General features: G+C 68.4%; 30 protein-coding genes and 1 pseudogene. 12 read left to right on the top strand and 19 right to left on the bottom strand.

The genetic code is table 11. From position 1 onward, the window contains the following. Positions 1-56 precede the first annotated feature (56 nt). Entirely contained in the window at positions 57-1,091 is a 1,035-nt protein-coding gene (locus NFX31_RS08610; protein WP_045252017.1) for an LLM class flavin-dependent oxidoreductase, read from the top strand. A gap of 52 nt (positions 1,092-1,143) precedes the next feature. Next, positions 1,144-1,908: an SGNH/GDSL hydrolase family protein gene (locus NFX31_RS08605; protein ID WP_262957180.1), complete on the top strand. Its 765-nt coding sequence runs from the start codon at positions 1,144-1,146 to the stop codon at positions 1,906-1,908. A 55-nt stretch (positions 1,909-1,963) separates the two neighbouring features. On the opposite strand, the gene NFX31_RS08600 is transcribed toward NFX31_RS08605, so the two are convergent. Continuing rightward, positions 1,964-3,016 carry a LacI family DNA-binding transcriptional regulator gene (locus NFX31_RS08600; protein ID WP_082072472.1) on the bottom strand — a complete coding sequence of 351 codons (1,053 nt, stop codon included), beginning with the start codon at positions 3,014-3,016 and terminating at the stop codon, positions 1,964-1,966. Between the two features lie 195 nt (positions 3,017-3,211). Between NFX31_RS08600 and NFX31_RS08595 the strand changes: the two genes are divergently transcribed. The 4 genes from NFX31_RS08595 to NFX31_RS08580 all read left to right on the top strand — a co-directional run bounded on the left by NFX31_RS08595 (position 3,212) and on the right by NFX31_RS08580 (position 8,277). Continuing rightward, positions 3,212-4,822 carry a GH39 family glycosyl hydrolase gene (locus NFX31_RS08595; RefSeq protein WP_262957179.1) on the top strand — a complete coding sequence of 537 codons (1,611 nt, stop codon included), beginning with the start codon at positions 3,212-3,214 and terminating at the stop codon, positions 4,820-4,822. 42 nt (positions 4,823-4,864) lie between these two features. Next, positions 4,865-6,190 carry an ABC transporter substrate-binding protein gene (locus tag NFX31_RS08590; RefSeq protein ID WP_045252020.1) on the top strand — a complete coding sequence of 442 codons (1,326 nt, stop codon included), beginning with the start codon at positions 4,865-4,867 and terminating at the stop codon, positions 6,188-6,190. 81 nt (positions 6,191-6,271) lie between these two features. Beyond that, a complete protein-coding gene (locus NFX31_RS08585; protein ID WP_262957178.1) occupies positions 6,272-7,354 on the top strand; it encodes a carbohydrate ABC transporter permease in 1,083 nt (360 codons plus the stop codon). Next, on the top strand, positions 7,351-8,277 hold the full coding sequence (locus tag NFX31_RS08580; RefSeq protein ID WP_045252021.1) for a carbohydrate ABC transporter permease: 927 nt from the start codon (positions 7,351-7,353) through the stop codon (positions 8,275-8,277). Before NFX31_RS08585 ends, NFX31_RS08580 begins: the two co-directional genes overlap by 4 nt. A 21-nt stretch (positions 8,278-8,298) precedes the next feature. On the opposite strand, the gene NFX31_RS08575 is transcribed toward NFX31_RS08580, so the two are convergent. The 8 genes from NFX31_RS08575 to NFX31_RS08540 form a co-directional block, all read right to left on the bottom strand. Beyond that, positions 8,299-9,036 (bottom strand): amino acid ABC transporter ATP-binding protein, encoded by a 738-nt coding sequence (locus tag NFX31_RS08575; RefSeq protein ID WP_262957177.1) that lies wholly within the window; start codon positions 9,034-9,036, stop codon positions 8,299-8,301. Further along, positions 9,033-9,899, bottom strand: a complete 867-nt coding sequence (locus NFX31_RS08570) for an amino acid ABC transporter permease (RefSeq protein WP_045252023.1) — start codon at positions 9,897-9,899, stop codon at positions 9,033-9,035. Before NFX31_RS08570 ends, NFX31_RS08575 begins: the two co-directional genes overlap by 4 nt. Continuing rightward, positions 9,896-10,759 (bottom strand): ABC transporter substrate-binding protein, encoded by an 864-nt coding sequence (locus tag NFX31_RS08565; protein ID WP_262957176.1) that lies wholly within the window; start codon positions 10,757-10,759, stop codon positions 9,896-9,898. The genes NFX31_RS08570 and NFX31_RS08565 overlap by 4 nt, the downstream gene beginning before the upstream one ends. Before the next feature lie 62 nt (positions 10,760-10,821). Then, on the bottom strand, positions 10,822-11,253 hold the full coding sequence (locus NFX31_RS08560) for a cupin domain-containing protein (protein WP_045252024.1): 432 nt from the start codon (positions 11,251-11,253) through the stop codon (positions 10,822-10,824). After that, the gene (locus NFX31_RS08555; protein ID WP_262957175.1) at positions 11,250-12,557 is read right to left on the bottom strand and encodes an amidohydrolase family protein; all 1,308 of its coding nucleotides are present in this window, start codon (positions 12,555-12,557) and stop codon (positions 11,250-11,252) included. The genes NFX31_RS08560 and NFX31_RS08555 overlap by 4 nt, the downstream gene beginning before the upstream one ends. Continuing rightward, positions 12,554-13,996, bottom strand: a complete 1,443-nt coding sequence (locus tag NFX31_RS08550; protein ID WP_262957174.1) for an adenosylhomocysteinase — start codon at positions 13,994-13,996, stop codon at positions 12,554-12,556. Before NFX31_RS08550 ends, NFX31_RS08555 begins: the two co-directional genes overlap by 4 nt. 54 nt (positions 13,997-14,050) lie before the next feature. Then, a complete protein-coding gene (locus tag NFX31_RS08545) occupies positions 14,051-14,623 on the bottom strand; it encodes a dihydrofolate reductase family protein (RefSeq protein WP_045252026.1) in 573 nt (190 codons plus the stop codon). Between the two features lie 9 nt (positions 14,624-14,632). Beyond that, positions 14,633-15,145 (bottom strand): DUF2127 domain-containing protein, encoded by a 513-nt coding sequence (locus NFX31_RS08540; RefSeq protein ID WP_052674472.1) that lies wholly within the window; start codon positions 15,143-15,145, stop codon positions 14,633-14,635. A gap of 41 nt (positions 15,146-15,186) precedes the next feature. Between NFX31_RS08540 and NFX31_RS08535 the strand changes: the two genes are divergently transcribed. From NFX31_RS08535 to NFX31_RS08525, 3 genes are read left to right on the top strand one after another with little or no spacing between them, the layout of a single operon-like run. Continuing rightward, positions 15,187-15,930, top strand: coding sequence for a formylglycine-generating enzyme family protein (locus tag NFX31_RS08535; protein WP_045252027.1), 744 nt, complete (start codon positions 15,187-15,189; stop codon positions 15,928-15,930). 59 nt (positions 15,931-15,989) lie between these two features. Next, on the top strand, positions 15,990-16,526 hold the full coding sequence (locus NFX31_RS08530) for a GNAT family N-acetyltransferase (protein ID WP_262957173.1): 537 nt from the start codon (positions 15,990-15,992) through the stop codon (positions 16,524-16,526). Between the two features lie 2 nt (positions 16,527-16,528). Further along, positions 16,529-16,888, top strand: coding sequence for an MmcQ/YjbR family DNA-binding protein (locus NFX31_RS08525; RefSeq protein WP_262957172.1), 360 nt, complete (start codon positions 16,529-16,531; stop codon positions 16,886-16,888). 30 nt (positions 16,889-16,918) lie between these two features. Here NFX31_RS08525 and NFX31_RS08520 read toward each other — a convergent pair whose 3' ends face one another. Genes NFX31_RS08520 through NFX31_RS08510 form a run of 3 tightly spaced genes read right to left on the bottom strand, consistent with a single transcriptional unit; the run spans position 16,919 to position 18,983 of the window. Then, a complete protein-coding gene (locus NFX31_RS08520; RefSeq protein WP_262957171.1) occupies positions 16,919-17,380 on the bottom strand; it encodes an SRPBCC domain-containing protein in 462 nt (153 codons plus the stop codon). 42 nt (positions 17,381-17,422) lie between these two features. Beyond that, complete coding sequence (locus tag NFX31_RS08515; RefSeq protein WP_338101510.1) at positions 17,423-18,385, bottom strand: EamA family transporter; 963 nt, start codon at positions 18,383-18,385, stop codon at positions 17,423-17,425. Next, complete coding sequence (locus NFX31_RS08510; protein WP_262957170.1) at positions 18,378-18,983, bottom strand: helix-turn-helix domain-containing protein; 606 nt, start codon at positions 18,981-18,983, stop codon at positions 18,378-18,380. Before NFX31_RS08510 ends, NFX31_RS08515 begins: the two co-directional genes overlap by 8 nt. 49 nt (positions 18,984-19,032) lie before the next feature. Between NFX31_RS08510 and NFX31_RS08505 the strand changes: the two genes are divergently transcribed. After that, complete coding sequence (locus NFX31_RS08505) at positions 19,033-19,710, top strand: GNAT family N-acetyltransferase (protein WP_262957169.1); 678 nt, start codon at positions 19,033-19,035, stop codon at positions 19,708-19,710. Here the strand turns inward: NFX31_RS08505 and NFX31_RS08500 are convergent. The 4 genes from NFX31_RS08500 to NFX31_RS17460 all read right to left on the bottom strand — a co-directional run bounded on the left by NFX31_RS08500 (position 19,686) and on the right by NFX31_RS17460 (position 22,329). Continuing rightward, positions 19,686-19,919, bottom strand: a complete 234-nt coding sequence (locus NFX31_RS08500; protein ID WP_262957168.1) for a histidine ammonia-lyase — start codon at positions 19,917-19,919, stop codon at positions 19,686-19,688. The genes NFX31_RS08505 and NFX31_RS08500 overlap by 25 nt on opposite strands. Before the next feature lie 108 nt (positions 19,920-20,027). Further along, positions 20,028-21,002, bottom strand: coding sequence for a hypothetical protein (locus tag NFX31_RS08495; protein ID WP_262957167.1), 975 nt, complete (start codon positions 21,000-21,002; stop codon positions 20,028-20,030). 227 nt (positions 21,003-21,229) lie between these two features. Then, a complete protein-coding gene (locus NFX31_RS08490; protein ID WP_262957166.1) occupies positions 21,230-22,066 on the bottom strand; it encodes a hypothetical protein in 837 nt (278 codons plus the stop codon). 65 nt (positions 22,067-22,131) lie between these two features. After that, complete coding sequence (locus tag NFX31_RS17460; RefSeq protein ID WP_338101515.1) at positions 22,132-22,329, bottom strand: cation efflux transmembrane domain-containing protein; 198 nt, start codon at positions 22,327-22,329, stop codon at positions 22,132-22,134. A 182-nt stretch (positions 22,330-22,511) separates the two neighbouring features. Between NFX31_RS17460 and cmtR the strand changes: the two genes are divergently transcribed. After that, the gene (gene cmtR, locus NFX31_RS08485) at positions 22,512-22,871 is read left to right on the top strand and encodes a Cd(II)/Pb(II)-sensing metalloregulatory transcriptional regulator CmtR (RefSeq protein WP_082072476.1); all 360 of its coding nucleotides are present in this window, start codon (positions 22,512-22,514) and stop codon (positions 22,869-22,871) included. Continuing rightward, complete coding sequence (locus NFX31_RS08480; protein WP_091477443.1) at positions 22,868-23,515, top strand: cation diffusion facilitator family transporter; 648 nt, start codon at positions 22,868-22,870, stop codon at positions 23,513-23,515. The genes cmtR and NFX31_RS08480 overlap by 4 nt, the downstream gene beginning before the upstream one ends. A 78-nt stretch (positions 23,516-23,593) precedes the next feature. Here the strand turns inward: NFX31_RS08480 and NFX31_RS08475 are convergent. The 3 genes and pseudogenes from NFX31_RS08475 to NFX31_RS08465 all read right to left on the bottom strand — a co-directional run. Continuing rightward, positions 23,594-23,775: pseudogene (locus NFX31_RS08475) on the bottom strand (aquaporin family protein); the annotation flags it as partial. Then, a complete protein-coding gene (locus NFX31_RS08470; RefSeq protein ID WP_091476335.1) occupies positions 23,772-24,422 on the bottom strand; it encodes an arsenate reductase ArsC in 651 nt (216 codons plus the stop codon). The pseudogene NFX31_RS08475 and the gene NFX31_RS08470, both read right to left, overlap by 4 nt. Then, a complete protein-coding gene (locus tag NFX31_RS08465) occupies positions 24,419-24,835 on the bottom strand; it encodes an arsenate reductase ArsC (protein ID WP_262957165.1) in 417 nt (138 codons plus the stop codon). The genes NFX31_RS08470 and NFX31_RS08465 overlap by 4 nt, the downstream gene beginning before the upstream one ends. Between the last annotated feature and the right edge of the window lie 43 nt (positions 24,836-24,878).

The following is a 24,878-nucleotide window of genomic DNA, read 5'->3' as shown; positions in this document are numbered from 1 at the left end:
GGGAATGTCCGCGACCCCTCCTCAGTTCATTCAAGTGAATAGAAAGAGGTTCGGGAATGGACATCGAGTTCGGGCTGGACACGTTCGGCGACATCACGGTCGATGCAGAGGGCAATGCTCTCAGCGCGGCGCAGACCATCCGCAACATCGTGGAGCAGGCCGCCCTCGCGGATCGCGTCGGAGTGGACTTCTTCGGCGTGGGGGAGCACCACCGGAAGGACTTCGCGGTCTCCAGCCCCGAGATGGTGCTGGCCGCGATCGCCTCCCGCACCGAGCGGCTGCGCCTGGGCACGGCTGTCACGGTGCTGAGCTCAGACGATCCGGTGCGCGTCTACGAGCGCTTCGCCACGCTCGACGCGCTCTCGGGCGGCCGCGCAGAAGTGGTGCTCGGACGCGGATCGTTCACCGAGTCGTTCCCGCTGTTCGGCTTCGACCTGCGTGACTACGACCGCCTCTTCGAGGAGAAGCTCGAGCTGTTCGTGGAACTCCTCAAGGAGCAGCCGGTGAGCTGGCAGGGGACGGTGCGCCCGCCGCTCGAGAACGCGGACGTCTTCCCGAAGACGGAGAAGGGCATGCGCACCTGGGTCGGCGTCGGCGGCTCGCCCGAGTCGGTCGTGCGGGTGGCGCGCCACGGCCTCGGCCTGATGCTCGCGATCATCGGCGGTCCGGCGGCGCGCTTCCGTCCGTTCGTGGATCTGTACCACCGCTCGGTCGACGCATTCGGCAACCCCGCGCTTCCGGTCGCGGTGCATTCGCCCGGTCACATCGCCGACACCGACGAGGAGGCGTGGTCCACCGCGTATCCGGGCTTCGAGACGATGCGCAACACGATCGGGGCGGAGCGAGGCTGGGGCACAGGCTACAGCCGCGCGCAGTTCCAGAACGAGGTGGGCCCCGAGGGTGCCGTCTACGCGGGATCGCCGGAGCGGGTCGCCGCCAAGATCGCGGACACCGTGCGCACCCTGGGTCTGGGCCGTTTCGACCTCAAGTACGCCACCGGCACCACCTCGCACGAGGCGCTGATGCGCAGCATCGAGCTCTACGGCACCGAGGTCATCCCGCGGGTGCGTCGCCTTCTCGCCGACGACTGAACGCCCGTGGCGCGCGCCGGCTCCGCGGTCCCGGCCGTCGTAGGCTGGGAGGATGACCGAGGTCCGCTTCGTCGCCATCGGCGACTCCTTCAGTGAGGGCGTCGGCGACGAGCTGCCCGACGGCACCGTACGCGGGTGGGCCGATCTCGCTGCGCTCGGCTGGGCCGACGCGCTGGGAGAGCCCATCTCCTACGCCAACCTGGCGATCCGGGGACGCCTCGCATGGCCCGTCGTCGAGGAGCAGCTCGAGCCGGCGCTCGCGTTGAGCCCCACTCACCTGTCCTTCAACGCCGGCGGCAACGACATGCTGCGTCCCAGGGCGGACATCGAGCACATCGCCGACGCCTTCACGCGCGTGCTCCGCCGCTGCGATGAGGCGGGTGTCACGCTCATCGTGCTGTCCGGCGCGAACCCATCCGCGCAGCTGCCGCTGACGTCGCTGATCCAGCGGCGCGGCGACGAGCTGTCCGCCGCCGTGCTGCGGCGCATCCAGGACAGGCCGGACGTGGTGCAGGCGCTGAACTGGCCGGATCGTGAGCTCAGCAGGCCGGAGTACTGGGCCGAGGACCGCCTGCACATGAACGCGAACGGTCACCACCGCGTCGCGGCCCGGGTGCTCGACGCCGTCGGCGCGGGGGCGCCCGGGGAGTGGTGGCACGCCCACGACGCGCCCGAGTCCGAGCCGCTGAGCACGGCGGCGTACTACCGCAGGCACGTCGGTCCCTGGATCAAGCGGCGCGTCACCCGACGCTCCTCCGGGGACGGGCGCCGCCCCAAGTTCGCGGACTGGACCGAGGTCCGCCCCTCCGAGGGCTGAGCGGCCGGCCCCGCTTTTCTCAGTGCCCGACGCGGGCGAGGAAGGCCTGGAACTCCTACGCCCGCGTCCGGGCAGTCGGTGCCGGCCCGGTGCTGCTGCGGATCGTGAGGGTGGTCGCGAGCTCGATCCGTCGAGAAGCCGGGCGACCGCCGTCCCCCATGGCCAGGATCGTCTGCACGGCGACCTCGCCCATGCCTTCGAGATGCTGGTGGACGGTGGTCAGGGGCGGGGTGGTCCACGCGGACTGGGGCGTGTCGTCGAAGCCCGTGACACTCAGATCCTCGGGCACGCGGATACCCATGGCGTGCGCAGTGGCGAGGACCCCCACCGCGATCTCGTCGTCGCCCGCCATGATCGCGGTGGGCGGCTGCCCCAGCGCGAGAAGCTCGCGTGCATGCTCCGAACCGGACGTCGTATCGAAGCGACCCGTCCTCGTGAGGAGAGGGTCCACCGGAATGCCGGCGGCGTCGAGCGCGGCTCGGTACCCGTAGAGCCGTTCGCGCGCCGCGTCGGAAGCTGCGGGACCACCGACCCACGCGATGCGCCGATGTCCGAGGGTGAGGAGGTGCTCCGTGGCGTTGCGCGCGCCTGCCCAGTTGCTTGATCCGATGCTGACCAGGTTGCGGCTGTGGGTGTCCACCGGGTCGACGATGACGAACGGCATGCCCACCTCGCTCGCCGCCGCGATCAGGCCGTCCGGCTCGGACAGCGTGAGTCCGACGATCCCCACCACCCCCGCCGCCCGCTGATCGGCGATCCAATTGCGCGCGACGGCGCGCCTCCGACGCGACGAGCCTTCGGGGGCCAGGCGCGTCAGCAGGTCGAGATGCCCTGCGGTCGCCGCCGCCAGCGCCCCTTGGAGCACACCGAGGATGTACGGCGATCCGGGGATGTCGAAGACCGCCGCGATCGCGCGGCGTGAAGCGGACGGCGATGGGCTCGTCGTCGGGCGGTAGTCGAGTGCGGCAACCGTCGCCAGGACGCGCTCGCGAGTCTCCGGCGAGATCCCGTCGCGGCCGTTGAGCGCTTTCGAGACCGTTGCCTTGGAAACGCCCAAGGCCTCCGCGACGTCCGCCAGCGTTGCACGGTGTGGCAGGGAATCAGTCACGAGAGCCTCCTCAACGAAAAAGTTTCGTGCATCATATCGCGAGTGTCAGTGGAACAGAGACGACACTCTTGACACCATTCGTTGGCAGCCACTACATTTCCAACGAAACGAGATCGAAACAATTTCGTTTTCGAGTGGCGGTGTTGCCACTCTCGTCCAAGGGAGGTCGAAATGTCGGTGGAGGTAATGCCGGCCATGCTGCTCATCGACGACCAAGTCGCCGTCGACCGGACGCTGCGCCATGTCTGGAGTGAGTGCATCGGCGCGGGACGCGCCAACGAAGCCCTTCGCGCGGATTGGCAGGCACATTTCCGCGAGGCTGTCGCGACGCTCGGCGCGCGGCACGTCCGCTTCCACGGGCTCTTCCACGACGACATGTTCGTGTACCGGACGTCCGATGGCGGCGGGTTCGGCCCCAGTGTGCCGCGGGAAGTCCCCGTGTACACCTTCGCCTATGTCGACAAGGTGTTCGACGCGATCCTGGACACGGGAGCACGGCCGTTCGTCGAACTCGGTTTCATGCCGCGCGAACTGGCGACCCGCACGGAGACCGTGTTCTGGTGGAACGCCCATTGCAGCCCTCCGAAGGACATGAGCGCCTGGTTGGGCCTGGTGACGGCCACGGTCGAGCATTGGATCGATCGCTACGGCCGTGACGAAGTACGCACCTGGCCGTTCGAGGTCTGGAATGAGCCGAACCTCGTTCCGCACTTCTGGACCGGCACCAGGACCGAGTACTTCGAGCTCTACGCCGCAACCGCCACCGCAGTGAAGAGGATCGACGCCGGGATCAGGGTCGGCGGTCCGTCCTCGTCGGTGTTCGTGCCGGACGCCCGCTACGACGGGGAGTACCACGACCAGTCCGTGGAGTACACGACGGCAGAGGCAACCGATCCGGCCGCCTTGCCGTGGAAGCCCGTGTGGATCCACGAGTTCCTGGCCTATTGCGCCGAACGCGACGTTCCCATCGACTTCCTGTCGACACACCTCTATCCGACCGATTACGCCTTCGACACCAACGGCGTCGGGCGTGCGATCAGCCGCGACCGCGATGCGACCCGGAACGACCTCGCCACGATGCGCGCGATCATCGCAGACTCGCCCTACCCGAACGCCGAACTGCACATCACGGAGTGGTCCACCTCGCCCTCGAGCCGCGACCACATGCACGACACCGTCTTCGCCGCGACGTACATCGTCCGGGCGTTCCTGCAGTCGCACGATCTGACCGACTCGATCTCCTACTGGACTTTCACCGACGTCTTCGAAGAAGGCGGGGGTGGCATCGGACCGTTCCACGGCGGCTTCGGGTTCGTGAACGAGAACGGGATCCACAAACCGACCTTCCACGCGATGGCGATGCTCAACCGCCTCGGATCCCGCATCGCGCTGCAGACCGACCACGGCATCATCACCCGCACCGCGGAGCGCGCTGTCGCCGCCGTCTTCTTCAACTATCCCGACTCCATGGGGTCGCGCTCCGTCGGCGGTGCGAACAGCTACGCGCAGACTCTGCATCTGGCACAGGAGGGACCCGCCCGCAGCATCCGGCATCGTATCGACGGGCTCGTGCCAGGGGAGACCTACGCAGTCGAGATCCTGGATCAGGATCACGGCAACGTGGCACAGGCTTGGCACGAACGGGGCGAGCCCCTCAACCTCAGTCGCCGAGACGTCGCCAACCTCGCGGCGATCGCCGACGACCTCGACCGTTCCACGCTCCGCGTCGACGACGACGGAGCGCTGACGATTGACATCACCCTCGCCCCATGGGCTGTCATGTCCCTCGCCCCGGCAGACGCCTGAGCCGGGTCTTCCACGAACGCCCGGTCACGAAAGGACCTCATCATGAGAATCAGCACACGCATCATCGCAATCGGGGCATCCGCCCTCGTTGCGACCCTGGGGCTCGCCTCGTGCAGCGGCGGGGGCAGCGGCGGCAACGGCAGCGGCGGCGGCACGGCCACCGAGGCCAACAAGCCGGCCAAACTCACCGTCGCCGCATGGATGGATTTCCCTCCGGAGCTCATCCAATCCTTCGAGAAGAAGTACGGCATCAAGGTCGTCGTGAACAAGTACCCCGATGGCGCGTCCGCGCAGACGGTGGTGCGCAACGGACTCTCCTCGAACGGCTCAGGACTGTCCGATGTCCACCTGATCGAACTCGACTCGTGGACCGAGACGATGAGCGTGCCCTCGGACTGGGTGACGCTTCCCGCCGTCCCCGACCGCTGGGTCGACTGGAAGGTCACACAGGGCTCGGTCGACGGCAAGATCAAGGGCTACGGGACTGACATCGGCCCGCTCGGCATCGCGTACAACCAGGACATGCTGTCCGCCGCCGGTGTCGCCACCGACGAGGCTTCGTTCAGCACCTTCATCGGTGGCGACGACGCGACGTGGCAGTCGTTCCTCGACGCCGGCCGCCAGTACGTCGCCCACTCCGACAACTACTTCATCGACTCGCTCTCCAGCGCCTTCCAGGCGGCGATCAACCTGCTGCCCGCCGCGTTCGAGGACCCCAAGTCCGGCAAGCCCTACGACATGGCAGACAACGCGGAGATCAAGAAGCTCTTCATGATGTTCGCGGACGCCGCGCAGGATCACATCTCGGCCGGCATCCCGATCGGCAACGCCGACTGGGGAGCCGGATTCCAGAACAAGAAGTGGGCGACCGTCGTCACCCCCGCCTGGATGTCCGGCATCATCGCGAGCAACGCCGACGGCGTCTCGGGGTGGCGCGTCTCGAGCACGTTCCCAGAGGGTGGCGGCAACTGGGGCGGATCGTTCTTCGCGGTACCCGCGACCGGGAAGCACACCGCCTGGGCGGTCAAACTCGCCGACTACCTGACTTCCTCGGACGCCGCCATCCAGTGGTTCCACAAGAACGGCCAGTTCCCGTCGCAGACCGACGCCATCAAGAGCCCGGATATCGCTGACACCAAGAGCGACTTCTTCGGCGGTCAGCAGCTCGGCAAGATCTACGGCGATCTGGCGGCCAAAGCCGGTGACTCCGCAGCGGGTGGATTCCGGGGCAAGAACTTCGCCGGCATCCAGAAACTGGCGACGAACGGCATCAGCCTCGTCGAATCCGGCGCTGCGACCCCCCAGCAGGCCTGGGACAAAGTCGTGAGCGACTTCAACGCACTCGGCTTCGACACGGCGAAGAAGTGATGGGACGGGTCCGGTCTCGGCCTTTCGAGACCGGACCCGCAATCTGCGTGAACCAGTCCGCATGCCTGGGAGGTTGGATCGATGGTCAGTGAATTGCGTGCGCCGCGTCCCGTCAGGCGCTGGGGGTGGGGGCAGCGACTGTCCCGGTGGGACGTCAAGCTGTCGCCCTACCTCTACGTGTCGCCGTTCTTCATCGCGTTCGCCATCTTCGGCGCGTTTCCGCTGCTGTTCAACATCGTCGTCGCTCTCCACCAGTGGGACCGGCGGGCAGGCATGGGCGCCTTCGTCGGACTCGACAACTTCGGCTGGGTGCTGCGACAGCCCTTGTTCTGGCAGTCTCTCGAGAACACGGTCTCGATCTTCCTGTGGGGTGGCATCCCGCAGCTCATCCTCGCGCTCTTCATCGCGACGATCCTCGACCAGAACCTCCGCGCCCGCACCTTCTGGCGCATGAGCGTGCTCATCCCGTTCGTCGTGATGCCTGTCGCGACCTCGATGATCTTCGGCCAGGTCTTCGGGCAGTTCGGCATTCTCGTGCCCAACCTGCACACTCTCGGGCTCCTCACCGACAGTACCTCGCCGTTCTTCCAGAATCGCCTGCTGTCGCATGTGGCCATCGGCTCGATGGTCGTCTTCCGGTGGACGGGTTACAACGCGCTCATCCTCCTCGCCGCGATGCAGGCGGTGCCTCGCGACCTGTACGAAGCGGCGACCGTGGATGGGGCGGGCCGCATCCGCCAGTTCTTCTCGGTCACGCTTCCGGGCATCCGCCCGACGCTGATCTTCGTGATCCTCACGATGACGATCGGCGGGCTCGAAGTCTTCGACGAGGCGCGCCTCTTCGACGGCGGCGGCACCGGCGGCGGTCAGGGCGGTGCCGACAACCAGTGGACCACCGTGGTGCTGTACCTCTACAACCTCGGCTTCGGGGACTGGCAGGACCGACTCGGCCAGGCGGCGGCAGTCGGCTGGATCTTCGCTCTGATCATCCTCTTGATCTCCCTGCTCAACTTCGTCCTCACCCGCGCGATCTCGTCCTCGGGCGGACCGCACGCGGAGCGCCCCGCCCGCGGACGACCTCGCCGCAGCGGTTCTCCTACCGAGACAAGCCCGATGCCACCGCCCGCCGTCGCGGACGACACGAATGAAGGAGCATCACGATGAGCAGCTCATTCATCGAGAACACCGCGGGCCGGTCGGCGGCCCGGTACGCGAAGAGGCGCGCCGCCCGCGGGCGCCCGATCGCCGCGCACGGTGCCTCACGTCGTCCGGGCTGGTTCACCTACGGCGCCCTGACCGTGGTCTTCGTACTGTCGATCTTCCCGCTCTACGCAGCGGCGATGTACGGTTCGTCCACCACCACCGAGATCACCCGGTCCGTCGGAAGCCTTCCCCGATGGCTGCCGACGCTGCGGCTGCTCGCGAACTTCGGGACGATCTTCTCCTCTGATCAGTTCAGCGTCTGGCTCGCGTTCGCGAACTCGCTGCTGGTCGCGCTGACCGTGAGCGTCTCGGTCGTGTTCTTCTCGACACTGGCCGGGTTCAGCTTCTCGAAGCTGCGCTTCCGCGGTCGTCGCGGTCTGTACGTGGCCGTGATCGCGACCATGGTGATCCCCGCGCAGGTCGGTACCATCCCGCTCTTCGTGATGATGAACGACTTCGGATGGATGGATTCCGTAGCGGCGCTCATCGTGCCGGGTCTCGTGGGCGCCTTCGGCGTGTTCTGGATGACTCAGTACCTCGAAGAGGCATTGCCGTACGAGCTCGTCGAGGCTGCGCGCGTGGATGGCGCGTCGATGATCCGCACCTTCTGGTCGATCGCCCTGCCCGCGGCCAGGCCGGCGGCGGCGACACTCGCCCTGTTCACGTTCATCGGCTCCTGGAACAGCTTCTTCTGGCCGTCCGTCGTCCTGCGCTCGCAGCTCACGATGCCGCTGGTCGTCCCGCAACTGAAAGGTGTGTACACCTCGGATACGGGACTGGTGATGGCGGGCGTGTTCCTCGTCGCGAGCCCGCTGCTCATCGTGCTGATCGCCGCGGGCAAGCAGCTCGTCTCCGGGGTCATGGCGGGCGCGGTGAAAGGCTGACGGGGTCGCCCTCGCCGGGACTCAGTGCCCGACGCGGGCGAGGAACTCCGCCGTCGCGGGATGCTGGGGAGCTCCGAAGATCTGCTCCGGCGGACCCTGCTCGACGAGGACACCGTCCTTGAGGAAGACGACGCGGTCGGCGACCTCGCGAGCGAACGACATCTCGTGCGTCGCCATCAGGATGGTCGTCCCGCGGCCCTTGAGCTCCCGGACGAGGTCGAGCACCTCGCCGACCAGCTGCGGATCCAGGGCGCTCGTGATCTCGTCCAGGAGCAGCAGCTCGGGGTCGGTGAGGATGGCACGCACGATCGCGACGCGCTGCTGCTGTCCGCCGGAGAGCCGGTCCGGGTAGGAGCCGGCCTTGTCGCCGAGACCGAGAACGGTCAGCAGCTCCCGGCCGCGGCGCGCGGCCTCCGCCTTCGACACGCGGTGCACGCGACGGGCCGCGAGCGTGACGTTGTCGAGCACGGTGAGGTGCGGGAAGAGGTTGAAGTGCTGGAACACGACGCCGATCCGTGCCCGGACCGCATCCGCGTCCACGCGGGGATCCGTGATGTCCGTCCCGGACAAGAGGATCTGCCCGTCGTCGACCCGTTCGATGAGGTTCATCGTGCGCAGCAGGGTCGACTTTCCGGATCCTGAGGCGCCGATCAGCACCACGACCTCGTGCGCGTCCACGGCGAGGTCGATGCCCCGCAGCACGTCGTGGTCGCCGAAGCGTTTGCGGACGCCGAGCGCCTCGATCACGGGGGCGGTCATACGATCCCTCCGGCCTGCTCGCGCTTGTTGAGCCGCGCGGTGACGACGTCGGTGAGGCGGATCATCGGCCAGCTCAGGATCACGAAGAAGAGCCCGGCGACGATGTATGGCGTGAAGTTGAAGGTCTCCGCCACCTGGAGCTGCGCCGCCCGCACGGCGTCGACGGCCCCGAGCACCGAGATGAGCCCGACGTCCTTCTGCATCGAGACGAAGTCGTTCATCAGCGCAGGCACGACCTTGCGCACGCCCTGCGGGATCACGACGATCCGCAGGGTCTGTCCGTGCGTGAGACCGAGCGAGCGCGCAGCGACCCGCTGCGACGGATGCACCGCCTCCATACCTGCGCGGAGCACCTCGGCGACGTACGCGGAGTAGCTGATGACGAGGGCGATCGTGCCCCAGAACATCGCCGGCATCCGCGGGAAGATCATGAGCGCGGGGATCCCGAAGCCCACCAGGTACAGCACGATCAGCAGGGGGACGCCACGGAAGAAGTCGGTGTACGCGGCGGCGAGCAGACGGAGCGGGAAGAACACCGCTCCGCGCAGCGACCGGAGCACGGCGAGAAGCGTGCCGAGCAGGGCCACGCAAACCGCCGCGATCACCAGCACGAGGAGATTGACGAGAAGGCCCTGGAAGATCGGCCCGATGCTGGCGAGAGCCACCTTCGGGTCGAAGAACGTCTCGCGGACGACCTTCCACCCCGGCGTGTTCGCGACGACGGCGACGAGCACCGCCGCGACGATGAGGGTGCTCAGCAGCGCGAGCAGGACGGAGCGCGTCGTGGCGCGACGCCGCAGCGCGCGGCGTGACAGCTCGAGAGGGCTCGGCTGCCACGCCGCGTCGACGAGGGGAGAGGTCACTTCAGGATGGGGACGTTGACGGCCTCGCTGAGCCACTTGTTCTGAAGCTCCGCGATCGTGCCCTTCTTCTTGAGTGCGTCGACGGCCTTGGTGACGGCCGGAGTGAGCGGGGAGTTCTTCGGGAGCACGAATGCGAACTGGTCGCCGCCCTTGTCATCGGCGAACTGCCCCACCACAGTCCCGTTCTCGAACTGTGCGGCGGTGACGTAGAACGCACCGGGCAGATCCGTGATCATCGCATCGATCTGGCCGCCCTTGAGCGCCTGCACGACGTCGTCGACCGAGTTGAAGACGCTGAGGTCACCGGTGCCGAGCTGCGCCTTCGCGACCGTGTAGCTCGTCGTGCCGGTCGCCACGCCGACCTTGGCCTTCTTCAGATCCGCGATGCTCTTCGCCGAGGCGGCGGGCGTGCCCTTCGCGGCGACGACGGCCTGCGTGGTGGTGTAGTACGACGACGAGAAGTCGACGGCCTTCTTGCGGTCCTCGGAGATGGAGAACTGCTGGATGTTGAGATCCCAGTCCTTGGGGCCCGGAGCGATGGCGGCGTCGAAGCCGGTGCGCGTCCACTGGATCTGCTTGTCGGAGAACCCGAGCTCCGCCGCGACCGCGTGGGCGACGGCGCCCTCGAAGCCCTTGCCGTTCGACGGATCGTTGTCGATGAACCACGGCTCGTAGTCGGGGTCGCCCGTCGCGATGGTGAGCTTGCCCGCGGTGACGGTCTGCAGGGCGGCGCCGGTGGCGTCGGCACCGCCGGTCGGCGTGGAGGACGAAGCGGGACCGCTGCAGGCGGCCAGGGTGAGGACGGCGGCGACGGCCGTCGCGACGAGCGCGGTGCGGCGCAGAGCGGGTGCGAGGGACACAGGGACTCCTGGAATGCGGGTGCGGGGGCGGACGGGTGAGACTGCGGGCGCAGGTGCCCCGTTCATACCGTAGAGGATTCGGCGAGACGCCAGTCGGCGAAGTCGAAACCCGGCGAAACGAAGCAGGACACGAGAACCTCGAGATCGTCGAGGGGTCGAGCCGCCTGCCACACGCCGGCGGGGACCAGGGCTTGGGCCGCTTCACCCGGACCGAGCACGATCGTGTCGGTCTCATCCGGCGCCGCCCCCGTGCCGCCCCGTCGCAGTTCGAGGCGTCCCGGACCGTGCCACAGCCAGAGCTCGTCGCTCGTGACGACGTGCCAGGCGCTGGACTCGTCCGGCGTCAGAAGGTAGTGGATGCACGTGGCCGCCGGCCGGGTTCCGCCCGCCGTCTCGACGGGGTGCGCGCTGGTCCAGGTGCGCCGGAACCAGCCGCCCTCGGGATGCGGTTCGAGTCCGAGCCGGGCTGCGGTGGCGGGAACGGACGTGGTCATGATGCGTCTCCTCGGGGCGACGGCGGCGTCTCGAACGCCGCGGTGGAGTGGCGGACCTCTCCGGCGATCACGGTGGCCGCGGCGCGACCAGCACCGTGCTCGACCAGTTCGACGACCGCGTCCTCGCCGGGCTCGACGTCGAAGAAGGCGAGATCGGCGAGCGCTCCGACAGCGAGGTATCCGGTGCGATCCGGGCCGACGTCGATCCCCATCGCATGAGCACCGCCCAGGGTCGCGGCGTTCAAGAGCCGCGCGTGCAGGTCACGATCGGTGTACCCCTGTGCGCGGGCGATGCGCGCGAGCTCCGCGACGTCGGCGAGCAGGTCCAGCGACGGACTCGAGGAGAGCGAGTCCGTGCCCACCGCGATCGGGTTGCCCTCACGCAGGTAGGCGGCGATCGGCGGCTCCTCCAGGCCGATCACTGCGTTCGAGCGCGGGCACAGCGCCACGCTCGTGTGCCGCTCGCGCAGGATCGCCCGGTCGCGGGCGCTCATGTACACGCCGTGGGCGATGTGGCAGTCGGGCCCCAGCACGCCCAGCTGGTCCACGAACTCGGTGGCGCTGGTCCCGAAGCCCGCGTCACGGAGCTCCTGGAAGCTCGCGAGGCCTGCCGTGTGCCACGCATGGGCCTGGTCGTGCGCGAACTCGCTCTCGAAGGCGGCTTCGCCGAGATGGATGTGGATCCGTCCGCCGCGCTCCCTGACGATGTCGGGGATCTCCAGCAGCGGCTCGATGTCGAGGGAGTACGGAGCGTGCGGAGACAGCCCGGTGCCCGGGGGAGTGGGAAGCGCGTCCAGGGCGTCCTCGACCTGCCGGCGACCGGTGCGGGCCCAGTCGGCGTTGGTCCAGCTCATCACCTCCCAGTAGGTGATCCCGTGCAGGCGGGCATCGTGCAGGGCCGAAGCGGCATCGACGTCGGTGACCACGTCGGCGACCGCCGTGGTGCCCGTGCGGATCAGGCGGGCGGCGCCGTCCGCCGCATCCGCGGCCCAGTCCCGGCCTCGCTCGTACACGGGGTCGAACGCGCGGGCCCAGTCCTCGAACCCGTGATACCGCCCCTGCCCGACCTCCGCCATCCCGGTGTACTGCAGGTGTGAGTGCGCGTTGACGAGCCCCGGGATCAGCACTCCGGGCCAGTGCACCTCGTGAGGGACGATGCCGCGGTCGGCCAGCGAGCGACGGACCCAGGCGCGTTCGCCCACGTGCAGGATCCGTCCGTTCTGCACGGCCACCGCGCCCTCGGCGATCGGCGGCGCGGTCACGGGGAACACCTGGCCGGCGGAATACAGGGTGACGTCGTTCACGCGCGGCCTCCCGCGCGGTAGCGGGGCGAGCGCCAGTCCTGCTGCGCGCGCTGCTGTGCCTCGCTGCGGGCGTCGACGCGCTCGCCCCGTGCGGCGAGGGCGGCTCGCGCCACGGCCGCATCGGCCTCGGCGGGGAACGGGTGCACTCCGGGCGGGAGAGGGGAGCCGAGCAGTTGCGCAACGGCCGACAGCTGCACCGCGAAGGACAGGTCCATGATCTCGATCGGGTTGCCCTCGGCGGCGGCCAGGTTGATGCAGCCTCCGCGCGCCACGATGAGCGCGCCATCGCCGATCCGGTCCAGGTGCGGCAGCGGGGCGTCCGCGAGTGAGACCGGGTGCAGGTCCGCGAGGTCGAGATCCACCTCCTCCGGCACGCCGCCGGCCACGGCCACGATGCGGGCGGCACGCAGGGTCTCCGCGTCGATCGTGTGCGGCACGCCGGTCGCCGAGACGACAAGGGCGCCCGGGGCGAGGTCGCGCAGCAGCCCGGTCGCGTAGCCGTCGTGAGCGGCGCGCAGGGCGCGCACCGGATCCGTCTCCGTCACGCCGACCACGGCGCCGAGAGCACGCAGATGCGCCGCGACGCCCTCGCCGACCGGGCCGTAGCCGACCACCACCGCGGGCTGGTCCCTGAGTGCGATCCCCGCCGCGTCGAGGACGTCCGCGATGGCGAACACGCAGGACTGGCCGGTGCCGTAGCGGTTGTCGAAAGCCGTCTTCATGGGCGCGTCGTTGACGGCGATCACGGGGATCCGCAGCGCGCCTTCCGCCGCCATCCGCCGCAGCGGGGTCAGCCCGCTCGTCGTCTCCTCGGCCGCGCCGCGGAGATCCTCCAGGACATCGGCCTCGTGCGCGAGCCGGATCAGGTGCGAACCATCATCCAGCAGCAGGTCGTGGCCCCGGCGGAGGAACGCGAGCGCGGCGTCGCGCTCGGCGGTGCCGGACAGCGCCGGATCTCCATCGACCGGAATGCCCCGAGCGCGCAGGGCTGCAGCCACCTCGACGTCGATCTCGTCCGGGTGGGCGTACACCGAGACCTCGGCGCCGGCGTCGCGCAGGAGAAGAGCGAGCTGCGCCGTCTTCGGCTCCAGAACCATGGCGATGCCGATCCGGACGCCGCGCACCACGCGCGCGTCCCTCAGCGTCGCGGCGATGCCTCGAGACACCGGCATGTGGTCACCCGCGAAGTCGATGCGGTCGTCGGCGCTCGCGCGCGGCGGGAACGGTGCTCCGTCGAGCAGGATCTCGACCTCGGCTCCCGGGACGAACGCGACGGTCCCAGCGTCCACGCGGGCGCCGAGGCGCAGGAGAAGGGCCCCGAGTTCGTCGGCGACAGCGCCGCCGCCGACGACGGCGAATCTGCGACCTGCGACAAGGAGGTTGGTGTCACGAGCGAACCGGCGCACGAGACGCTCGGCGGTCAGGAGGGCTTCGGGCACCTGATCAGCGTAGAGGTTTCCGCCGGTCCGCGAACGCCGTGCGACGGCGCCGGATCACGACGCATCGGGTCGCCCGATCAGCCGGTAGGTGAGCTCGGCGAACGGACCGGCCTGGCGGGCGCCGGTGAGCTCGAGCCGAGTGTGATCGAGGTCTCGGGGGAGGAGCGGCTTGCCCGCCGCGAGGGTCACCGGCGCGAAGGTGACCACGATCTCGTCGAGCAGGCCCGCATCCACGAACTGGCCCACGAGATCGCCGCCGCCGACGATCCACACGTCTCTTCCCGCAGCCGCCGCGACGATGTCGGACCAGTGATCCGCCACCGATCCCTGCACGAATCGGATGTCGGCGCCGGGCACCGTCTCCAGGGATCGCCGCGTGAAGACGAACGTCGGTCGCTCACCGTAGAACTGCTGCCACCGTTCCGGATGGCGCATCAGATCCTCGTGGTCGCGCACCCATTCGTAAGTCGACGACCCTTCGACGAGAACGCCGACCCTCTCCGTGAACGCGGCGATGTCGGCCGTGGCCTGCTCCTGCGGGATGGTGAGGAGCCAGTCGAGCGAGTCATCGGGGTCGGCGAGGAAGCCGTTCAGCGTCGAAGCGGTGAAGAAGATCGCACGTGTCATCCCGGGAGGCTACGCCGGACCGCCGACATCGGCTGCCGTGGCGCGGCGATGTCGATGCAGCTGCCACTCCCGCGCGGTGAGGAACACGATGAACACGTCGAAGAGCGTGAGGGCGAGCATCCACCAGCTGAAGTGGACGATCAACTCGTAGCACTGCAGGGCGATGAAGACGGCGAGGGCCGCGAGCATCCACGGGTACGCCCAGAGCTGCTGCCGCAGCAGCGCCCAGACGAGCACGACTTTGATGACGCCGTGCAGCAGCAGGTACGCCGCCGCGAAGAGCGTCGTCCTGGTGCCCCAGGAGTCCCCGAGGTGCATGGCCCAGTGGAAGACGGGGGAGCGCTCGTGGCCCACGAGGACGAACGAGACTACGTCGCCGAGCCAGTCGCGCAGCGTGGCCGGAGAGAGGAAGAGCAGCGCGAGTCCGCCGATCAGCTCGGCCGCGCCGTCCAGACCCTTGAGCACGATGCTCACGGCGAAGACCCGATCCAGGGTGCGGTGCGACGCGGAGACGTCCGTCATGAATCCGATGCTAGAGAGAGCGCCTCATAGACTGCCCTGAGATGAGTGAGATCGAGATGCGTGCCCTGCCGGCCGGTGCCGTCGCCCTGCACGACGCACGCACCAGACGGCGCTGGACCGTGGACCTGGCGCCGTTCGAGATCGGGGTCTTCGCGGTGACCGAGGAGCAGGTCTCCGAGATGCTCGGCGTCGCGGCGGAGCATCCCGATCGCCCCGCGGTGGAGCTCTCCTGGCAGCGCGCGATCCGCTTCTGCAACGCGGCGTCCGAATGGGAGGGCCTGGATCCCGTCTATCGCTTCGACGGTGCCGAGGTGCACTGGGACGTGACCGCGGACGGCTACCGTCTACCGACCGAGGCGGAGTGGGAGTACGCGTGCCGCGCGGGATCGACGGCTCCGCACTACGGGCCTCTCCCGGAGATCGCCTGGACCGCCGCGGACGGCGTGCGCCACGCCCAGCGCGTGGGGGAGCGGATGCCGAATCTCAACGGGCTCTTCGACACCCTCGGCAACGTGTGGGAGTGGTGCTGGGATCTGCTGGATCCGGCCCGCTACGGCGAGTACCGGGTGTTCCGCGGGGGCGGGTTCGCCGACGACGCGTGGAGCGTCCGCGCCTCGGTGCGACGGGGCGGGGATCCGCGCACCGCGCAGGACGACCTCGGGTTCCGCGTCGCGCGCGGCGGCTTCGACAGCGTGGACGCTGCCCAGGGCTGGTCGAAGGCGGCGGACGAAGATCGTGCGCTCCTGGCCGGACCGTTGCCGTCCGGTTGGACGCCGAGACGCTGACCCCGGTCCCCTCACGGTCCCGGGCTCCCTCGGAGACGCGGCGATGCGAGGATGTCGACATGCGCGAGTCGACCGACCCGACTGTCCTCACGACCGAGAGGCTCATCCTCCGGCCGCAGGACCCGGCCGACGCCGTGGTGTTCCGGCAGTTGTGGCTCGAGCGCGACCTGCGGGTGCCCGAGCATCGCCGCATCGATCGCGATGGCCGTCCGACCGAGGCGGATATCCTCCGTCACATCCTCGAAATGCGTGGCGAGGGCCGCACCGACTTGCTGACGGTCGTGCTCCGCGACACCGGAAAGGTGATCGGATACTGCGGACTCGTCTATGACGGCCATGGAGACGCCGCCGAGCCGGAACTGGCGTTCGAACTGCTCCGCACGGTGCACGGTCGCGGCTATGCGACGGAAGCCGGGCGAGCCGTCATCGCATCGGCGGCGGAGAAGGGCCGTCCGCGGCTGTGGGCGACCGTCTGGGACTGGAATCTCGCGTCGCGCCACGTGCTGGAGAAGCTCGGCTTCGTGGAGACCGGCGAGGTGACGAAGGAGAGCGAGCACGGACGCTCACTGCTGACGGTGCGGGATCCGGCGAGCTGAGCATGGCGACGATCGACGATGTGCGCGATCTCGGGTCCTCGCTCGAGCGCTCCTACGAGGTCTCCGTCCGCGGCCGGCTGAAGTTCCGGGTGGGACAGCTCGTGTATGTGGCCTTCTCGCCCGATGCGCTGATCATGGAGTTCGGCTTCGCCAAGGAGCTGCGCGAGGGACTGGTCGGCGGCCAGCCGGAGAAGTTCCAGCTGCCTTCGCCGTCCGACATGCGATTCCACTGGGTGCGAGCGGATCTCGCCGCGCTCGATCCGGGGGAGGCGCGCGAGTTCGTCGTCGACGCGTGGCGGATGGTCGTCCCGCAGAAGCTCTCGCGCGCCTACGACCTCGCCCACCCGGACGGTCCGGCCTGACCGAGCGCCCGGGATGGCAGCACGCTCGGCTCAGCGCTGGTCGAGTGCGAGCTCGAAGCGGTTCCACTGCAGGTTCAGGCTGCCGCGGAGGTGCGCCTCGTCGTCGGCGCCGTCGCCGTCGTAGGCCAGGAACGTGTATTGCTCCGTGTGCGTGACCGAGGTCGTGAGATCGTCGCCGCGGAACACGAGAGTCACGAGCGACGCCCACCGCAGGACGTCGTCCACGCGCAAGGAAGAGGCGAGCACGATGCGCTCACCGTCCACGATGTCGAGGAACTCCGTCGTCGACCGGATCGTCTCATCCGTCCCGGACGGGGCGAAGATTCCTTCGGCGAGCTCCCGTCCGCCGGGGCGGAAGTCGACGGAGAAGCTGCCCCGCGATTCCGGAATCGACCGCCATCGCTTGCGCAGCGCCGGGTCGCTGTACCCGCGCCAGACCTCCGAAAGCGGTCTCGCGAACACTCGTGCGGCGGAGAACTCACCGGTGATCATGTCGTCGTGAACCGTTGAACGCGGCGGGGCATTCCGACCTCGCTACTCGCGGCGCGCGCGTGCCGACGCGTCGCCGGCGTTCGCGGGCAGGGGAGGATCGGCGAGAGCGGGCTGCTCGCCTCGGGATCCGGTGCGCTGGGCCGCCGCGCCGGCGACGACGACGATCGCGATCCCCAGGACCTGCAGTGGGCTGGGCATCTGTGCGAGCAGCAGCAACCCGATGATGACGCTGAACGCGGGCTCGACGGAGAGCAGCGTGCCGAACGCCGTGTGCGACATACGTCGCAGCGCCAGCATCTCCAGACCGAAGGCGATCACCGGCGTGATCAACGCGATCCCCGCGGCGGCCGGCAGCACCCACCAGGTGAACGCGCCGCCGATGACCTGCGGCAGACCGATGGGCAGCGTCGCCACCGCCGCCACCGGAATGGTCAGCGACAGTCCGCTGATGCCGGAGAACCGGTCGCCGACATGTTGGGTGAGCACGTTGTAGAGGCCCCAGCATGTGCCCGCGGCCACCGCGAAGCCGACACCGATCGCGTCGAAGCTCCCGCGCCACGGCTCGGTGAGCAGCACGACGCCGATGAACGCGAGGAGCGGCCACACGAGCGCCCGGCGATGCTTGCTCATCAGACCGGCCACGGTGAGAGGGCCGAGGAACTCGATCGCCACCGTCGTGCCGAGCGGCATGCGCTCGACAGCCGCGAGGAAGAAGGTGGTCATGAACCCGGTGACCACGCCCAGACCCAGCAGGGCGGGGATGTCCTTGCCCTTCAGCGAACGGATCGAAGGCCGTGCGATCAGCCAGAGGAAGGCTGCCCCGAAGCACATGCGCAGCCATGCGGTGCCGCCCGGACCGACCTGTTCGATGACCGGGACGGACAGCGCGTTGGACAGCTGGACGGCGATCATCGCGACGATCGCCATCGACCAGGGCGGGATCCGGGAAGCGAGACCTCCCGCTCCGGCGGAGCCGCGCTCGGACGAGGTGAAGGACTCAGGCACTTTCGGTGTCCGATCCATGGGCGATCCCGACGCCCGGCTCGTAAGCGCAGAGGACGAATCGTGCCTGTGCGTCGTGGGGGTTGTGGTAGGAGTGCTCGACGTCGGCGTAGAACGACACGGTGTCGCCGACGACGAGGTCATAGGTTTCGGCGCCGGCCGACACGGTGATCGAACCCTCCGTCACGTGCAGCAGCTCTCGGGTGCCGCCGGCGTGAGGATCGCTGTCGTGGCGATCGCCCGAGGGCAGCACCCACTCCCACAGCTCGACCACGTTGGGCGGCTCCGTCCCGGCCATGAGCATGCCGTATCCGCCGCGTTCGCCCCGCCACAGCGTCGCGCCTTCTCCTGCGCGCGTCACCTTCACCGTCTTCGCAGCCGGTGGCTCGACGAGCGCGGGCAGTCCCATCCCGAGCGCATCGGAGATCCGCAGAAGCGTCTCGAGACTGGGATTGGCGGCCGCCTGCTCAACGTTGATGATCATGCGCCGGCTCACTCCGGACCGTTCGGCCAACTGATCGAGCGTCCATCCGCGTGCGATCCGCTCACGCTTCACGCGGACGCCGATGGCCTGCGCAAGGGGATCTGTCTGTGAATCCATGAGTGCAGCATAGTGCCCTCTTGAGGCATGTCATGGCACCATGTGGATCATGGACGAGAGATTCGAGGAGCACGTCGTCGAGGACGACAGCAGGGGAGTGGTGCGTTCGGCCCGCACCGTCGACGTCGCGGAGATGGCGCGAATCCTCACCTTCGCCTTTCTGGAGGATCCGGTCTGGGGGCCGGCTTTCCCCGCGCACGGTCGACGTTCGGTCGCCGACGTCTTCTGGCGCTTCCTGTGCAGCCAAGCCCTGCGCTTCCCGGATTCGCTGGTCGAGCCGGCGGAGGGAGCGGCCCTCAAGGCCGTCTCGGTCTGGTTGCCGCCGGGGGAGAATGAGGTCTCCGACGCCGCGCACGACGCGTACGGCGAGATGGTGCTCGACCTCCTGGGACCGACTGCGGCGGCCGCACTCGCTCGCGCGTCGGAGCGGTTCGCAGACGCCCGACCCGCCGAGCCGCACGCGTACCTCACGCTTCTCGGCGTGGCGCCGGAATGGCGAGGCCACGGACACGGGATGAACCTGCTCCGCACGGCCCTGTCGCGCTACGACGCGCTCCACATCCCGACGTACCTGGAGTCCTCGAACCCCGTCAACGACAGGAGATACGAGCTCCTCGGCTATCGGCCATACTCGAAGGTGCAGCTCGAAACCGGTGCCGTCGTGCAGACCTACTGGAGGGAACCCCGATCCGGGGCAGGTCGTCAGTCCGACGAAACTCCGGAATGAGACGAGCTCCCGGGGCCGTGGACCCGACCGGTCGCGGGATCGACCCAGTTGCCGGAACCCGTCACTCGGTGCCAGCGCTTGTGGAAGGCGAGATCGGATCCTTCGACCTCGACCACAGCTGCTCCACACAGGTCGCAGATGCGCAGCAAGACCACGTCACCGCTCGTGGTCGAAACCGAGATCATGCCCGACGGGAAATCGACGCCCATGGTGGTCCTCCTCGCTACGCGCCCGACCGGCTCGTCTCGTCATCAGCGTAGGCGACGCGGGCGGCCGCCACTCAGCGGCGGGCCAAACCGGACTCGGGCGAGGGTGGTTCAGCCGACGCGACCGCCGGCCCACTCCTGGATGAGGGTGACGAGGGCGCTGACTTCGCGGGCGCTCAGATGACTCGGCACATCGTGCACCTCGCCGGGCGCGACGAGAATCTGGCTCCCGTTCGCAGGATTCACTCGCACGGCGGCGGGCTCGATCGCAGACCGCGGGGTCGTCACGGGAGCTTCACCGAGATCACGCGATCGCAGCCGGCGATCCGTGAGCACGAGTCCGTACGGGCCCGCCAGGGTGCTGGCGCTGAAGCACGCGAGGATCTCCTCGCCCGCGTCGAGGGGCATCTTCTTCGCGAATTTCGCAAAGTGCTTCGCATGCGTCTTGTCATCCGCGTATTTCACCGCGGGGGAGAGGCCGAGCTCCTTCACCCGCCCGCGGATGTCACTCGCCGTCGTGAGGGCGGCGGCGAGCGGCGTGTCCGCATTCGTGCCGGCTTCCAACGTCATGGTGATCGCCGCGACCAGCAACTCACGGAACCACTCGACATCCTCTTCGTCGACGAGCGATCCAGCGCCGTTCCAGTCATAGCCGTCGATCCCTTGCGATGCGATCGCGCGGGCCGCATCCGCCGCGTCCGCCACCCCGGCCGCGAAGGGATACTGTCGCGCTTCGCCCTTGCTGAACACCAGATCCACGTCGTCCTTGACGATGAGCCGACGGTCGGTGACGAGAAAGCCCTGCGCCTCGCGCTTGTTCGTGAATCGCGTCGCCACGTCGTAGCCCACCCAGATGACGGGGAGTTCGTCGTCGCCGGCCGGCGAGGCCAGCATCATCTGCTCGATGGCGCGCCACAGCACACTCTGCCCGTCATCCCAGGTCGGGTGCGCATGCCCGGGCACAAAGACGAAGTCCTGGATGTCGGGCTTCTGCGCCGCCAGTTCCGAAGCTCCCGCCGCCAGCTGAGCGAACACGGCGGCCCGCTGCGGAGGAAGCGATGACACATACATATCGATGCTGTCCACGCTGCGAGCGTAGCTTAGATTGAATGTAGGTTCAGTCAAACCGCGGAGACGCGCCACAATCGGTTCGCGCGGAACTCGCGGACTGTGCCCTCACCGTGCGCCGGTGCTTCGACGCCAGCCGCGCGCTGATCACGCGGTGGTCCTCGGCGGTCATGATCCCGCGTTCGAGATGCACATCCGTGTCCCGCGAGAGTCCCGCCTCGAATCCGCAGTCGTCCATCACGCGTTCACAGGGCGCGCAGGCGGGCCGCCCGGTTTTCATCGATGCCGCCACGCCACCCCGAAAGCGGTGGCGTGATGTCGGACCGCGGGCCGCCCGACCAAGCCTCGGCGAACTCGCCGCGAGAGACGAACCGGTCCCATCCGGGATCGAGCGTGCCTGGTAGGAGCCCGTACTCGGCGAGTCCGATGAGGATGCCGTATCGCTGATATCTGTCCGCTTCGGGCACGATCTTGGCTCGGGCGATCGCCTTCTCCAGTTCCCCGACGCGCGTTCCCGACGGTTGGGCCGAGATCACCTCCAGCAGTGCCCGCAGCCGCTCCCTGTCGTCGGGCGTGGGGGAGGGGAGACCCGCCGCGGCAGCGGTTTCGAGATCGGGCAGATAGCGATGCGGCTGCTCGTTCCAGGCCCAGCCCAGCGCAAGCCGCACCAGCGCCTCGGTCATGTCGATCTCGAAGGCGCCGCCGGGAGACCCCCTGAGTCCGCAATCGGGCAGCCCGTCGTCGCCCGCAGGCGCGGTTGCGAGGTATCTCGCCCATGCGAAAGAGATCACGGTCTGCCGTCCGTGGCGAGCGCTGCCGAGACCCGCGACGAAGGCGCCGAGCACGGCGTCCTCGTCGAGCGCGGATGCCGCAGCGACCGAGCGGTCGAGGATCTCGGTCGGCGCGAGCCGCTCGAGGGTGCGCACAGGCCATCCCAACTGCTCGGCCTCGGCGACGTGGACCGGATCCTTGGACGGGTCGGCTCCAGCGACGCCGCCCGTGCGCGTGAAACGGTACCCGTACACCCGCATCAAGGCGTCGAGCTCGGCATCGGCGGGGATTCGTCGTGGCAGGGCCTTCACCTCGTCAGGATATGGGGCCAGCGGCACTCGCCACGGAGACGGCGCCCGCGCTCCGCGGAGCGACCCTAGGGGCGGAAGATGCCGATGGGTTCGCGGACGGCGTAGAACACGATGACCAGGCTCACGACGGCGTCGGCCCACCACCACTTGAGGGTGGTGTTGAGGACGACTCCTGCGAGCACTGCGACGGCGAGCAGCCCATCGAAAAATGTGAAGCGTGCTTCGTGTTCCAGGACCGGGTTGCCGAGAGTTCGCGAGGACAGCCAAGATCAGCACGGTCTGCCGCGATGGGAGTCGCGTTCGGAGCTCAGGGCACAGTCGATCCATTAGTGATGTGGGTGCGTATTCTCGGGCGGCGTATTCGCGCTGATAGCGCGGGTGTCGCGACCTCGCTGGGCAGCTCGTCCGGTCGGCGATGGTTCATCCGCGACTGTATAGTCATTGAGTGCTGACTATAGCTTCGCGTCTTGATGTCATGAATCGGTTGGGTCGAGCGATGGCCGATCCGACGCGTTCACGGATTCTGATGACGCTGTTGGAGGGTCCGAGCTATCCGGCGGTCTTGGCTCGGTCGTTGGGCCTGTCGCGGTCCAACGTGTCAAACCATCTGACCTGCCTGAGGGACTGCGGGATCGTCGTGGGTGAGCCAGAGGGGCGTCAGACGCGTTATGAGATCTCGGATCCGCATCTTGCAGCCGCACTCAATGCGCTGGTTGATGTGACGTTGGCCGTGGATGAGAACGCCGCGTGCGTCGACGACGCGTGCGTGGTGCCTGGTTGCTGTGGGGCCGGGGCGCGAGCATGAGCGCTTCTTTGACGGATGAGCGTAGGAAGACGCTTCATCGGCGAGTGCGGTTCATCGTTGGGTTCACGATCAGCTACAACGTCATCGAGGCGGTCGTGGCAATGTGGGCCGGTGTCCTTGCCTCCTCGGCAGCGCTGATCGGGTTCGGTCTGGATTCGGTCGTGGAGGTGCTTTCTGCAGCAGCGATCGCGTGGCAGTTCACGCGTAAGGATCCCGAGCGCTGGGAGAAGGTAACCGTCCGGGCGGTCGGGGTGGCGTTCTTTGCGCTGGCCGGGTATGTGACTGTCGATGCGGTGTTGACCTTGATTCGTCAGGAGGGCGCGGAACACAGCCCTCTCGGATTGGGGATCACGGTGTTGAGCTTGATCATCATGCCGCTGCTGGCCTGGTTCGAGGTGCGGACGGGGCGAGAGCTCGAGTCCAAGAGCGTGTTGGCGGACTCGAAGCAGCTGATTCTCTGCATCTATCTGTCGGGGACCGTGTTCATTGGTCTGGTCCTGAACAGTCTCTTCGGATGGTGGTGGGCGGACTCCATTGCAGCCCTGGTGGTCGCCTTCCTCGCGATCCGCGAGGGCATTGAAGCGTGGCGGGGTGACGTGGAGTCGCCCTTCGAGGTCCTCGAAGACCTCGAAGACGACGACTGATAGTCCGTCGTGATGTGAACGTCATCGCTCGGCGGCGCGCAGGATGGCAATCGTTCCCGAGGGATCGGTCAAGCAGGTCAGCGGCAGGATCAGCACCGCGAGACCGAACACGGTCGCGGGGGAGTTCTCCAGCAGCCGCAGCCCGACATCGGTGGACAGGCGCTGCGCCGCGATCCCGGACCCGACCACGGTGGTCACCAGCAGCCCGGTCCCGAGAACTCGGACAGGGCGTGACGGGCAAGGGTAGGACGGCCGGTCATGAGGCGGTGCCCGTCGACGGCAGCAGTTCGGTGAGCAGCTGCTCGACGTGTGCCTGGATCTCGTCGCGGACGGCGCGGATCCCGTCCAGATCGAGCCCTTCCGAGTCGGTCAGCTGCCAGTCCAGGTAGCGCTTGCCCGGATAGAGCGGGCAGGCGTCCCCGCAACCCATCGTGACCACCGCATCCGCCGCGCGAACGACGTCGTCGGTGAGAGGCTTCGGGAACTCGCCGGACAGGTCGATCCCCGCCTCAGTGAGCACCGTCACGACACCGGGGAGCAGGTCGGCCGTAGGCTGGGAACCGGCGGAGCGGGCGTGGACGCGGTCACCGGCGAGCTGCCGGGTGATCGCCGCGGCCATCTGAGACCGACCCGAGTTCTGGACGCAGACGTAGAGGATCTCCGGGACCGTCTTTGCGACCTGCCCGCGGGACTGCGTAAGCGCAATCAGCCGGTCATGCGCGAACTTCTCCGCCAATGTCGGCAGCAATGCCGTGACCGTCGCGGTGCGACCCAGCGCCGTGTAGGACTCGAACACGACCCGCTCGACTGTCTCCTCACCGACCATCCCGGTGAACTGCTGCGCGAGCCGCTCCGCAGCCCGGTGCAGCACCGCATCCGCGGACTGCAACCCGCCCTGCGCGTTCATGCTGTGCTCTCCTCGGGGAGCAGCTCACTGATCAGGGTCTCGACGTGGGCGCGGATCTCGTCCCGGATGCGGCGGACCGTGGCCTCGTCCTGCCCGGCCGGGTCATCCAGCATCCAGTCCTCGTAGCGCTTGCCGGGGAAGATCGGGCAGGCATCGCCGCAGCCCATCGTGATCACCGCGTCCGACTCCCGCACCGCCTCGACGGTCAGGAGCTTCGGCGTGTTGGCGGCGATGTCGATGCCGTCCTCGGCCATCGCGGCGACCGCGACCGGGTTGATCTGATCCTTCGGTGCGGACCCGGCCGAGAGGACGTCGATCCGGTCGCCGGCGAGGTGCTGCAGGTAGCCGGCGGCCATCTGCGACCGTCCCGCGTTGTGTACGCAGACGAACAACACGGTGGGCTTGTCAGCCATGGTCGGGTCCTCTCCTCGGGATCGCTGGGTCACATCCAGCTTG

The sequence above is a fragment of the Microbacterium azadirachtae genome, from assembly GCF_025583665.1.
Classification (GTDB): Bacteria; Actinomycetota; Actinomycetes; order Actinomycetales; family Microbacteriaceae; genus Microbacterium; species Microbacterium azadirachtae.
The sequence above is the reverse complement of the archived record's forward strand: the minus strand, read 5'-3'. Positions and strand labels throughout refer to the sequence as shown.

Coding starts and splice junctions, on each gene's coding strand:
- NFX31_RS08610 (WP_045252017.1), top strand. CDS start 57: ATGGACATCGAGTTCGGGCTGGACACGTTCGGCGACATCACGGTCGAT.
- NFX31_RS08605 (WP_262957180.1), top strand. CDS start 1,144: ATGACCGAGGTCCGCTTCGTCGCCATCGGCGACTCCTTCAGTGAGGGC.
- NFX31_RS08595 (WP_262957179.1), top strand. CDS start 3,212: ATGCTGCTCATCGACGACCAAGTCGCCGTCGACCGGACGCTGCGCCAT.
- NFX31_RS08590 (WP_045252020.1), top strand. CDS start 4,865: ATGAGAATCAGCACACGCATCATCGCAATCGGGGCATCCGCCCTCGTT.
- NFX31_RS08585 (WP_262957178.1), top strand. CDS start 6,272: ATGGTCAGTGAATTGCGTGCGCCGCGTCCCGTCAGGCGCTGGGGGTGG.
- NFX31_RS08580 (WP_045252021.1), top strand. CDS start 7,351: ATGAGCAGCTCATTCATCGAGAACACCGCGGGCCGGTCGGCGGCCCGG.
- NFX31_RS08575 (WP_262957177.1), bottom strand. CDS start 9,036: ATGACCGCCCCCGTGATCGAGGCGCTCGGCGTCCGCAAACGCTTCGGC.
- NFX31_RS08560 (WP_045252024.1), bottom strand. CDS start 11,253: ATGACCACGTCCGTTCCCGCCACCGCAGCCCGGCTCGGACTCGAACCG.
- NFX31_RS08545 (WP_045252026.1), bottom strand. CDS start 14,623: ATGACACGTGCGATCTTCTTCACCGCTTCGACGCTGAACGGCTTCCTC.
- NFX31_RS08540 (WP_052674472.1), bottom strand. CDS start 15,145: ATGACGGACGTCTCCGCGTCGCACCGCACCCTGGATCGGGTCTTCGCC.
- NFX31_RS08535 (WP_045252027.1), top strand. CDS start 15,187: ATGAGTGAGATCGAGATGCGTGCCCTGCCGGCCGGTGCCGTCGCCCTG.
- NFX31_RS08530 (WP_262957173.1), top strand. CDS start 15,990: ATGCGCGAGTCGACCGACCCGACTGTCCTCACGACCGAGAGGCTCATC.
- NFX31_RS08525 (WP_262957172.1), top strand. CDS start 16,529: ATGGCGACGATCGACGATGTGCGCGATCTCGGGTCCTCGCTCGAGCGC.
- NFX31_RS08520 (WP_262957171.1), bottom strand. CDS start 17,380: ATGATCACCGGTGAGTTCTCCGCCGCACGAGTGTTCGCGAGACCGCTT.
- NFX31_RS08510 (WP_262957170.1), bottom strand. CDS start 18,983: ATGGATTCACAGACAGATCCCCTTGCGCAGGCCATCGGCGTCCGCGTG.
- NFX31_RS08505 (WP_262957169.1), top strand. CDS start 19,033: ATGGACGAGAGATTCGAGGAGCACGTCGTCGAGGACGACAGCAGGGGA.
- NFX31_RS08500 (WP_262957168.1), bottom strand. CDS start 19,919: ATGGGCGTCGATTTCCCGTCGGGCATGATCTCGGTTTCGACCACGAGC.
- NFX31_RS08480 (WP_091477443.1), top strand. CDS start 22,868: ATGAGCGCTTCTTTGACGGATGAGCGTAGGAAGACGCTTCATCGGCGA.
- NFX31_RS08470 (WP_091476335.1), bottom strand. CDS start 24,422: ATGAACGCGCAGGGCGGGTTGCAGTCCGCGGATGCGGTGCTGCACCGG.
- NFX31_RS08465 (WP_262957165.1), bottom strand. CDS start 24,835: ATGGCTGACAAGCCCACCGTGTTGTTCGTCTGCGTACACAACGCGGGA.